Here is an 8,483-nt window from a genome sequence, read left to right on the forward strand (position 1 = left end):
GCTCTGCCCGGACGCCCCAACCCACCGTCCGGTCTCCCCTGGCCGCGCAACACACGGCCACGCAGAAGGAGTCAGTGTTGAGTAGCAACTCTCGCGGACGCACCTCCCACACAGCGCACCGCCGCACCGCCGGCCTCGCCCTCGCCGGCGTCGCCGCGCTGATCGCCGCCGCCGTCCAGACCGGCGCCGCGACCGCCGCCCCGGCGAAGCCGGCGGCCGGCAAGGTCGACGCCGCCCACCTGGCCGTCAAGCTCACGCCCTCGCAGCGCGCCGAGCTGATACGCCACGCCGACGCGGGCACGGCCCGGACGGCGCGCTCCCTCGGCCTCGGCTCGCAGGAGAAGCTGACCGTCAAGGACGTCGTCAAGGACGCGGACGGCACGGTCCACACCCGCTACGAGCGCACCTACGCGGGCCTCCCGGTGCTCGGCGGCGACCTCGTCGTCGACACGGCCGCGTCCGGCGCCACGGAGCACGTCGTCAAGGCCACGGGCGCCACGCTGAAGGTCGCCGACCTCACCCCGGCCGTGGCGAAGAGCGCGGCCGAGAAGCAGGCCGTGGCGCGGGCGAAGACCCTCGGCGGCAGCAAGTCCGCCGCGGACGGCGCGCGCAAGGTGATCTGGGCCGGCTCCGGCAAGCCCGTCCTCGCCTACGAGACCGTCGTCGGCGGCCTCCAGGACGACGGCACCCCGAACCAGCTGCACGTCATCACCGACGCCACCACCGGCAAGAAGCTCTTCGAGTACCAGGGCGTCAGAACCGGTATCGGCAACACCCAGTACAGCGGCCAGGTGACGCTGACCACGGCCCAGTCGGGCTCGAACTACACGCTCACCGACGGGGCGCGCGGCGGCCACAAGACGTACAACCTGAACCGCGGCACCTCGGGCACCGGCACGCTGTTCTCCCAGACCAACGACACCTGGGGCAACGGCACCACCTCCAACGCCGCCACCGCCGGCGCGGACGCCCACTACGGCGCCGCCGAGACCTGGGACTTCTACAAGAACACCTTCGGCCGCAGCGGCATCCGCAACGACGGCGTCGGCGCCTACTCCCGCGTCCACTACGGCAACGCCTACGTGAACGCGTTCTGGGACGACGGCTGCTTCTGCATGACCTACGGCGACGGCTCGGCCAACGCGGACCCGCTGACCTCCCTCGACGTGGCCGGCCACGAGATGAGCCACGGCGTCACCTCCAACACCGCGGGCCTCAACTACAGCGGCGAGTCCGGCGGCCTGAACGAGGCCACCAGCGACATCTTCGGCACCGGCGTCGAGTTCTACGCCAACAACAGCACCGACGTCGGCGACTACCTCATCGGCGAGAAGATCGACATCAACGGCAACGGCACACCGCTGCGGTACATGGACAAGCCGAGCAAGGACGGCGGGTCCGCCGACAGCTGGTACTCCGGGGTCGGCAACCTGGACGTGCACTACTCGTCCGGCGTCGCCAACCACTTCTTCTACCTGCTGAGCGAGGGCAGCGGCACCAAGGTCATCAACGGTGTCACCTACAACTCGCCCACCGCGGACGGCCTTCCGGTCACCGGCATCGGCCGCGACAAGGCGCTGCAGATCTGGTACAAGGCGCTGACCACGAAGTTCACGTCCACCACCAACTACGCGGGCGCCCGCACCGGCACCCTGGCGGCGGCCGGTGAGCTGTACGGCACCACGAGCGCCGAGTACAAGGCGGTGCAGGACGCCTGGGCGGGCGTCGCGGTCGGCTCCCGCTCCGGCGGTGGCGGCGGCACGGGCACGACGTTCGAGAGCAGCACGCCGGTGTCGATCCCGGACAACGGGCCCGCGGTCACCTCGACGATCACGGTCTCCGGGCGGACCGGCAACGCGCCGAGCAACCTCCAGGTGACGCCGAATATCAGCCACACGTGGCGCGGTGACCTGGTGGTCGACCTCGTCGGCCCGTCCGGCGCCTCGTACCGCCTGAAGAGCTTCAGCTCCTCCGACTCGGCGGACAACGTCACCGACACCTACACGGTGAACGCCTCCGCCGAACCGGCCAACGGGACCTGGACGTTGAAGGTCCAGGACCAGGCGACGTACGACACGGGCACGATCAACGGCTGGAAGATCACCTTCCCGTAGACCCCGCCCGGCCTCGAGGTCTGGGCGCCGTCCGGGAGGTTCGACTCCCCCGGGCGGCGCCCGTTCACACACCTGCAACACAACCGGACAGTCAAGTTTCGGCCAACATCACTTGAGGGTCATGACATGTACGCGTCCTTGATGTCAGGCTCTCCCCACCCGCCGCAGCAGCACCGCAACTTCACTACGCACACCCGGCCAGTAACCCCACACTGACCGGCTCCCCCACATGAAGGAGCTTCTGTGAGCCCCCTCTTCGCGCGTCACAAGCGCACCTCTCTGGCCATTGCCACCGCCGTGGCCGCCGGTGCCCTCCTCTCCACCGGGCTGGCCACCAGCGCCACCGCCCAGACCCCGGCCGACGCCACCGCCGCCGCGCCCCTCGCGGCCGCTCCCACCATGCTGACCGCCGCGGCCCGTACGAGCCTCATCCAGCAGGCGCAGGCCGACACGGCCGCCACGGCACAGCGAATAGGCCTCGGCGCCAAGGAGAAGCTGGTCGTCAAGGACGTCGTCAAGGACGTCGACGGCACGGTCCACACCCGCTACGAGCGCACCTACGCGGGCCTCCCGGTGCTCGGCGGCGACCTCGTCGTCCACACCGCGAAGTCGGGCAAGGCCGAGGGCGTCACCAAGGCGAACAAGTCCGCCATCAAGGTGGCCTCGCTCAAGCCGCAGATCACCGCCGCCAAGGCGGAGAAGCAGGCCGTGGGCGCCGCGCGGACCCTGGGCTCCGCCAAGTCCGCCGCGGACGGCGCGCGCAAGGTGATCTGGGCCGGCTCCGGCAAGCCCGTCCTCGCCTACGAGACCGTCGTCGGCGGCCTCCAGGACGACGGCACCCCGAACCAGCTGCACGTCGTCACCGACGCGGCCACGGGCAAGAAGCTCTTCGAGTACCAGGGCATCGAGAACGCGACCGGCACCGGCAAGACGCTCTACTCGGGCACCGTCAGCCTGACCACCACCCAGTCGGGCTCGTCGTACAACCTGACCGACGCCTCCCGGGGCGGTCACAAGACCTACAACCTGGCCCGCAAGACGTCCGGCAAGGGCACCCTGGTCAGCAACACGACCAACACCTTCGGCACCGCCACCGCCTCCAGTTCCTCCAGCGACCAGACGGCCGCCGCCGACGCCGCCTACGGCGCGCAGGAGACCTGGGACTTCTACAAGTCCACCTTCGGCCGCAGCGGCATCAAGAACGACGGTGTCGGCGCCTACTCCCGCGTCCACTACGGCAACGCCTACGTGAACGCGTTCTGGGACGACAGCTGCTTCTGCATGACCTACGGCGACGGCTCGGCCAACACCGACCCGCTGACCTCGCTCGACGTGGCCGGCCACGAGATGAGCCACGGCGTCACCTCCAACACCGCGGGCCTCAACTACAGCGGCGAGTCCGGCGGCCTGAACGAGGCCACCTCGGACATCTTCGGCACCGGCGTGGAGTTCTTCGCGAACAACGCCTCGGACCCCGGTGACTACCTCATCGGCGAGAAGATCAACATCAATGGCGACGGCACCCCGCTGCGCTACATGGACAAGCCCAGCAAGGACGGCGGCTCCGCCGACTCCTGGTCCTCGTCGGTCGGCAACCTGGACGTCCACTACTCGTCCGGCGTCGCCAACCACTTCTTCTACCTGCTGTCCGAGGGCAGCGGCGCGAAGACGATCAACGGCGTGAGCTACAACTCGCCGACGTCCAACGGCTCCACGGTCACCGGCATCGGCCGCGCCAAGGCGCTGCAGATCTGGTACAAGGCGCTGACCACGTACATGACGTCGACCACGAACTACAAGGCCGCCCGCACGGCGACCCTGAGCGCGGCGAGCGCCCTGTACGGCTCCGGCAGCGCCGAGTACAACGCGGTCGCGGCGGCCTGGTCCGGGGTCAACGTCAACTAGTCGTCCGCACGTCGAGACAGGGCGGCACCCGGAAGAAGCTTCTTCCGGGTGCCGCCCTACTCTTGTGACCCATGTCCTCGGCGCCCTTCACCTACGAGCCGGTCGGCGCGACCCGCGACGACCTGACGTTCTGCCCGCCCGGCTTCCACCCGATGCTCGTCCGCACCCGCCTCGGCGAAGGCGCGAAGGTCTTCCAGCGGGCCGCCGACGCGGTCCTCACCTGGGAGATGCACCGCGCGATGGGTGTCGGCATCGACGCCACCGCCGACCGCGCGGCCCCCGGCGTGGACGTCACCGTCACCCTGGCCGGTCTGATCAAGGCCCCCTGCCGTGTCGTCTGGACGACCGAGGAACCCCGCCGTGCCGGCTGGGCCTACGGCACCCTGGAGGGGCATCCCGAGTCCGGCGAGGAGGCCTTCGTGGTCGACCGCACCGGCGACGGCACGGTCTGGCTGACCGTGGCCGCCTTCAGCAGGGGCGCCAAGTGGTACGCCCGCGCGGGCGGCCCGGCCACCCGAGGCCTCCAGCACGCGTACGCCCGCCGCTGCGGTGTCGTCCTGCGCCGGCTGTGCGAGCCGTTCTCCGAGGTGTGAGGAGCCCGGCCCGCCGCCGGCTTCAAAGATCCGCGAGGGCCACGACGGAACTCCTGGCGCCCCCGATCCTGGCCGTCAGGGCCCTCTTGATCTCGACGTGGTCGTCGTGCACCACCGCCGGCCCGTTGGAGCCCCTGAAGCCGTGCGCGTTCACCGCAGCAGCACCCCCGCTCCCTCGGCCACCTCCCCGGAGGGTACGGCGACCAGGCCCAGTTCCGCGCCGGATGCGAGGAGACGGTGGGCCGGCAGCACGCGGACCGTGTAGCCGTAGGGACCGGTGCGGTCGAGGAAGAGAGGGCCCTCGTACAGCCAGCGGCCCTCCAGGTCGGAGTTGCCGACCGGCTTGAGCGGGACCGCGCCGGCGTCGGTGATCCGGTCCGCGGAGTCGACGCGGCCGGAGACCGCCTGAACCTCGACGTCGTCCGGGCTCAGCTCGCCCAGCGCCACCCGCACCCGCAGGCCCACGCTCGCTCCCAGTTCCACGACGGCCGTCGGCGCGTTCGTCTCCACGTGGTCGACCCGGACGCCCGGCCAGGCGGCCCGCACCCGCGCCTTCCAGCCGGCCAGCTCGCGTGCGGCGTCCGGGGTCAGCGCACGCTGGGCCTGGGCGGCGGGGGCGTAGAGCCGGTCGACGTACTCGCGGACCATCCGGCCGGCCAGCACCTTCGGGCCGAGCAGGGTGAGCGTCTGGCGGACCATCGCGATCCAGCGGTCGGGCAGCCCGGCCCGGCCGTGCTCGTAGAAGCGCGGGGTGATGCGCTGTTCGAGCAGGTCGTACAGGGCCGCGGCCTCGATGTCGTCCCGGCGGTCCGGGGTGGTGCCCGCGCCGTCCGCGGTCGGCACGGCCCAGCCGAAGTCCGGCTGGAACCATTCGTCCCACCAGCCGTCCAGCACCGAGAGGTTGAGGCCGCCGTTGAGCGCGGCCTTCATCCCGGAGGTGCCGCAGGCCTCCAGCGGGCGCAGCGGGTTGTTCAGCCAGACGTCGCAGCCGGGGTAGAGCTTCTGCGCCATCGCCATGCCGTAGTCGGGCAGGAACACGATCCGGTGCCGCACCCGCGGGTCGTCGGCGAACCGCACCAGCTCCTGCACGAGCCGCTTGCCGCCGTCGTCCGCCGGGTGCGCCTTGCCGGCCACCACGATCTGGATCGGCCGCTCCGGGTGCAGCAGCAGATCCATCAGCCGGTCCCGGTCGCGCAGCATCAGGGTCAGCCGCTTGTACGACGGCACGCGCCGGGCGAACCCGATGGTCAGCACGTCGGGATCGAGCACGCCCTCGACCCAGCCCAGCTCGGCCTCGCCGGCGCCGCGCTGCCGCCAGGAGGCGCGCAGCCGCTCGCGCACCTCCAGCACCAGCTGCTCGCGCAGGGTGCGGCGCAGCTCCCAGATCTCCTGGTCCGGGATCCGGGCCACCGGGTCCCAGCGCTCGGGGCCGCCGACGGTGAGCGCGTCCTCGGTGCGCTGGACGCCGATCTGCCGGGCGCCGAGCCGCAGCACCTCGGGGGCGACCCAGGTGGGCGCGTGCACCCCGTTGGTGACCGAGGTGATCGGGACCTCCTCGGCGTCGAAGCCCGGCCACAGGCCGGCGAACATCTCCCGGCTGACCTGCCCGTGCAGCAGCGACACCCCGTTGGCCCGCTGGGCCAGCCGCAGCCCCATGACGGCCATGTTGAACAGGTTCGCCTCGCCGCCCGGGTAGGTCTCCATGCCGAGCGCCAGGATCCGCTGCACGTCGATGCCGGGGAGTTCCGCGTCGGGCCCGAAGTGCCGGGCCACCAGCTCGCGGTCGAACCGGTCGATGCCGGCCGGCACGGGGGTGTGCGTGGTGAACACGGTCCCGGCGCGTACGGCCTCCAGCGCCGCGTCGAAGTCGAGGTCCCGCTCGCACAGCTCGGCGATCCGCTCCAGGCCGAGGAAGCCGGCGTGCCCCTCGTTGGTGTGGAACACCTCGGGCTTCGGGTGCCCGGTGAGCCGGCAGTACGTGCGCACGGCCCGCACTCCTCCTATGCCGAGGAGCATCTCCTGGAGCAGCCGGTGCTCGCTGCCGCCGCCGTAGAGCCGGTCGGTCACGCCGCGTTCGCCGAGGTCGTTCTCCTCCACGTCCGAGTCGAGCATCAGCAGCGGCACCCGGCCCACCTGGGCCACCCAGATCCGGGCATGCAGCGCCGTGCCGCCGGGCAGCGCGAGGGACAGCTGCGCGGGTGAGCCGTCGGTCTCCTTCAGCAGGGTGAGGGGCAGCTCGTTGGGGTCGAGCACCGGGTAGTGCTCCTGCTGCCAGCCGTCGCGGGAGAGGGTCTGGCGGAAGTAGCCGTGCCGGTAGAGCAGGCCGACCCCGATCAGCGGGACGCCGAGGTCGCTGGCGGCCTTCAGGTGGTCGCCGGCGAGGATGCCGAGACCGCCGGAGTACTGGGGCAGGGCGGCGGTGATGCCGAACTCCGGCGAGAAGTAGGCGACGGCGGCGGGCAGCCCGTCGCCCTGTTCCTGGTACCAGCGCTCGCCGGTCACGTAGTCGTCGAGGTCGTCGGCGACCGCGGTCAGGCGGCGCAGGAACCGCCGGTCCTCGGCCAGTTCGGCGAGCCGCTCGGGGCTCACCCGGCCCAGCAGCCGGACCGGGTCGCCCTGGGCGGCGGCCCAGTGCTCGGGGTCGACGGACTGGAACAGATCGCGCGTATCCGCGTGCCAGGACCAGCGCAGGTTGCGCGCCAGGTCGCTCAGCGGCCGGAGGGGTTCGGGGAGAACGGGACGGACGGTGAACCGGCGGATCGCCTTCACACTCCACCTCGGGGCGCGTTACGGGGTGAGACGCACGGCGCTGTGCCTCTCGTCGTCCCTTTCGACGGTAGTGGTTACCGGAGGGTCGGTGGGGGACGCATCCGGGTGAAGCAGTCGGTGCGTCCGGAACCGGCCGACCGGGATCGGGAACAAGGCCGGTCTTGTGCGTAGACATACGCGTGAGTAGTTAACAAAGTGCCGGATTGCCCACCCGAATCCGTGGGGAAGGCTCCCCCGGTACACCCGTACAGCCGCACCACAGCACTCCCGCAGGACTCCCTCTCCCCAGCCCTCCGCCCACAACCCCGTTGACGCGGACAGGAGCGGTCATGCCCGCCACGCACCACTCGTCAGCACCCTCGACCCATGGCACGACGGCCAGCAGGAAACCAGCGAGACCGAAGGACGAGCCGGGCGGCACGGCCGGCCCCGTGGAGTCCCGGAACACCGCGGCATCTCCAGCGCGCGCCGACGCGCCACCGCCCGCCGGCGAACGGACGCCCGCCCCGGCCGCCACCGCCTCCGTCGGCCGTATCCCCGTCCTCGACGTGCGTCCCGTGGTCCAGCACGGGCGCAGGCCCGCGAAAGCGGTGTCCGGGGAGTCGTTCGAGGTGTCGGCCACCGTGTTCCGGGAGGGACACGACGCCGTCGCCGCGAACGTCGTCCTGCGCGACCCCGAGGGCCGCCCCGGCCCCTGGACGCCGATGCGCGAACTCGCCCCGGGCACCGACCGCTGGGGCGCCACCGTCACCGCGGCCGAACCGGGCCGCTGGACCTACACGGTGGAGGCCTGGTCGGATCCGGTCGGCACCTGGCGGCACACCGCCGGCGTGAAGATCCCGGCGGGCATCGACACCGAGCTGGTCCTGGAGGAGGGTGCGCGGCTCCACGAGCGAGCGGCGGCCGGGGTCCCCGAGGGACAGCGCGGTGTCGTCCTGGAGACGGTCGCGGCCCTGCGTGACGAGGGCCGCCCGGCCGCCTGGCGGCTCGCCGCCGCGCTGGCTCCGGAGGTGGAGGCGGTGCTGGCCCGGTATCCCTTGCGGGAGTTGGTCACCGCCTCCGACCCGATGCCGTTGCTGGTGGAGCGGGAGCGGGCCCTGTT

At 71.7% G+C, this 8,483-nt stretch carries 6 protein-coding genes; 4 read left to right on the forward strand and 2 right to left on the reverse strand.

From position 1 onward, the window contains the following. Positions 1-74 precede the first annotated feature (74 nt). The 3 genes from ACWD5D_RS43390 to ACWD5D_RS43400 all read left to right on the forward strand — a co-directional run bounded on the left by ACWD5D_RS43390 (position 75) and on the right by ACWD5D_RS43400 (position 4,612). Positions 75-2,114, forward strand: a complete 2,040-nt coding sequence (locus ACWD5D_RS43390; protein ID WP_451378283.1) for a M4 family metallopeptidase — start codon at positions 75-77, stop codon at positions 2,112-2,114. Positions 2,115-2,357: 243 nt separating this feature from the next. Beyond that, on the forward strand, positions 2,358-4,019 hold the full coding sequence (locus tag ACWD5D_RS43395) for a M4 family metallopeptidase (protein ID WP_451378284.1): 1,662 nt from the start codon (positions 2,358-2,360) through the stop codon (positions 4,017-4,019). 71 nt (positions 4,020-4,090) lie between these two features. Then, entirely contained in the window at positions 4,091-4,612 is a 522-nt protein-coding gene (locus ACWD5D_RS43400; protein ID WP_451378285.1) for a DUF1990 domain-containing protein, read from the forward strand. A 22-nt stretch (positions 4,613-4,634) separates the two neighbouring features. Here ACWD5D_RS43400 and ACWD5D_RS43405 read toward each other — a convergent pair whose 3' ends face one another. Both ACWD5D_RS43405 and ACWD5D_RS43410 read right to left on the reverse strand, forming a co-directional pair. Then, positions 4,635-4,766: a hypothetical protein gene (locus ACWD5D_RS43405; RefSeq protein WP_451378286.1), complete on the reverse strand. Its 132-nt coding sequence runs from the start codon at positions 4,764-4,766 to the stop codon at positions 4,635-4,637. Further along, the gene (locus ACWD5D_RS43410) at positions 4,763-7,381 is read right to left on the reverse strand and encodes a glycosyltransferase family 1 protein (RefSeq protein WP_451378287.1); all 2,619 of its coding nucleotides are present in this window, start codon (positions 7,379-7,381) and stop codon (positions 4,763-4,765) included. Before ACWD5D_RS43410 ends, ACWD5D_RS43405 begins: the two co-directional genes overlap by 4 nt. Positions 7,382-7,710: 329 nt before the next feature. Between ACWD5D_RS43410 and ACWD5D_RS43415 the strand changes: the two genes are divergently transcribed. Continuing rightward, positions 7,711-8,483 (forward strand): maltotransferase domain-containing protein (locus tag ACWD5D_RS43415; protein ID WP_451378288.1); only part of this gene is annotated, 773 nt, incomplete at its 3' end.

Source organism: Streptomyces sp. NPDC002520 (assembly GCF_053595235.1).

Bases quoted from the DNA above. Each gene is read 5' to 3' on its own strand.
- ACWD5D_RS43400 (WP_451378285.1), top strand. From the start codon at position 4,091: ATGTCCTCGGCGCCCTTCACCTACGAGCCGGTCGGCGCGACCCGCGAC.